Origin of the sequence: Mesorhizobium sp. M7A.F.Ca.MR.362.00.0.0 (assembly GCF_004023175.1) — a bacterium.
GTDB lineage: Bacteria > Pseudomonadota > Alphaproteobacteria > Rhizobiales > Rhizobiaceae > Mesorhizobium.
Map to the genome: position 1 here is coordinate 1 of NZ_RZTF01001120.1, position 239 is coordinate 239.

1 protein-coding gene is annotated in these 239 nt (G+C 36.8%); it reads right to left on the reverse strand.

Features of this window, described 5'->3' with window-relative positions; translation table 11 throughout:
• Positions 1-239: hypothetical protein (locus EOC06_RS41305; RefSeq protein ID WP_206631476.1), on the reverse strand; the 239-nt coding region annotated here is incomplete at both ends.

Consider the following 239-nt stretch of genomic DNA (forward strand, 5'->3'; position numbering starts at 1 on the left):
TGTCTCAGGTGCCTGTGTATCTACAATAAGCTTTGCGATAACCGTCTCTGAAGGTTTAGACTCTCCAAAGGAATTGCTGTATGAAGTGACATAATATTCATGATTAGCAAGAGTCAGGTTATTCAGTTCGTACGATAAATTATTCAAGTTCTCAACAAGCAAAACTGGCTTGCCATTTATAATTTCGTAAATATTATAGCCATTAGCATATGTGACAAAGTCCCAAGTAATTCTCGCAC